Source organism: Sinorhizobium fredii USDA 205 (genome assembly GCF_001461695.1).
Classification (GTDB): Bacteria; Pseudomonadota; Alphaproteobacteria; order Rhizobiales; family Rhizobiaceae; genus Sinorhizobium; species Sinorhizobium fredii.
In genome coordinates this window covers 1-1,778 of the sequence record NZ_AUTC01000075.1, presented here as the reverse complement: position 1 = coordinate 1,778, position 1,778 = coordinate 1, and the positions used below count along the sequence as shown (strand labels likewise).

General features: G+C 58.7%; 1 pseudogene. It reads right to left on the bottom strand.

Annotated elements, in window-relative coordinates:
* Positions 1 to 174 precede the first annotated feature (174 nt).
* A pseudogene (locus N181_RS31455) lies at positions 175 to 1,361 on the bottom strand (IS3 family transposase).
* Positions 1,362 to 1,778 lie beyond the last annotated feature (417 nt).

Sequence of the window (1,778 nt, the reverse complement as noted above, 5' to 3'; positions counted from 1 at the left end):
CCGATCCGACACTCTCGGCAGCCATCGTGCAGCAGCGGCCACCACATCGTTAGATAGCATTATTCGATGAGCCAATAGCTTGGCTCAACTCCTAACTTCGTTTGACAGAAGTGTTAAACCTGCACTTCACCGCTTAGCCCTGGGATGGAGTTGCCCCCAAAAGACCGGACATGCTCAGGTTTGAGATTGCGAGCTGATGAACTCGCGCGGCGATTGATATCCTAAAGCACTGTGCGGGTGAAGATTGTTGTAATGCTCGAACCAGAACGGCAGTTGAGCGATTTCGGTTTCAGCATCCGGGGTGGGATTGACCGAGACGTAATCGCGCTTGAAGGTTTTGACGAACGCCTCGGCGGGCTGCGCACCGGCGTCGTGCACGGCTCCATGCCGATGTCGCGCAGCAAGGATTCGGTGTCCTTGGCGATGAAGCAGGAGCCGTGGTCGGTAAGCCATTCGATGGGTTCGGACAGCATGTTGATGCGGCCGAAGCGGTTCTCGACAGCGGTGATCACGAGGTCGTGCACGTCTTCGCTCTTGATGCCCTCCGTGGTGGCGACATGGGCGATTGCCTCGCGGTCGCAGCAGTCGAGGGCGAAGGCGACACGGACCTTCTCCTTGTTGTCGCAGCCGATCTCGAAGCCATCGGAGCACCATCTGATGTTCGAACGTTCGACGGCGACCTGGCCGTCGTGAAGGCGATCATCGACCGCTCCGGTATGACGCACCAGCAGCAGATTGTGTAGCTTCATCACCCGGTAGACGCGCTTGGCATTGGGCCACGAACGCCCCAGTTTCCGAGCATTCCGACGCAGGATGGCATGGACACGCCGATAGCCGTAGGTGGGCGTATCGGCGATGACGGCCTTGATGTCCTCCACCAGCTCGCGATCAGGGTAGCGGCGGGCGTCCTCTGGCTCTGGAAGGGGAGCCTGCGGCACGCGCGGCGATATTCGAGCGGGCGACCCCTAAAGTTTCGCAGACGGTCTTCATTCCAAAATCCCCCTGGGAAGAGAGAGCGAGCGCAACAGATGTTTTTTTGGGCCACCGGCGATTTCGAGGGCTTCCTTCAGGATTTCGCTCTCCATCGTCTTCTTGCCCAACAGGCGTTGCAACTCCTTCACCTGGGCCTGAAGCGCCCGATATTCGGAAGCCGGAACGACCTCCTCTTCGGCGGCCGTCGCCGTCAGTGCCCCTTGGGACGCCAGCTTGCGCCAGGCAAACAACCGGTTCGGCTGGATGCCGTGTCGACGCGCGACGATACTCACCGTGGCGTCCGCCTCATAGGTCTCGTGGATGATCGCCAGCTTCTCTGCTGTGCTCCAGCGCCGCCGACGTTCCGGCCCGGAGAGGACGACTTCCATCTTAGCGAGTTGATCGGGGCAAAATCGCCGTCCCAAGTTTTCGACCTACAGTGTTCCTTCCTGCGCAAGCGTATAGACATGGGTGTCGAGCAGGTCAAAGAATCCCAGGCGCTCAGCACCAAGGCTTTGATTGATATGTCGAAGCCAATCAAGGAATTCTTTGAAAAGGTTATAGCAGACCTCAAGACGGCCTGATCGTCAGCGATCCCCGCCGTGGCAGGCCGTGACCCGCCACGGCTTTGCGCTGAGTAGCCTGGAGTACCATTCGATAATTTCCGTCGATTTGTCGGATTGATGACATCGGCTTGCGTTATAGGTGTGGGAAATCCCGGACGCTATCTACGGCTTCTTTCGCCCTCCTGCAGGAAGGGGGGCACCGTAAAGTTAACCGACGGCTGAGGAAGATGTGCGTACATG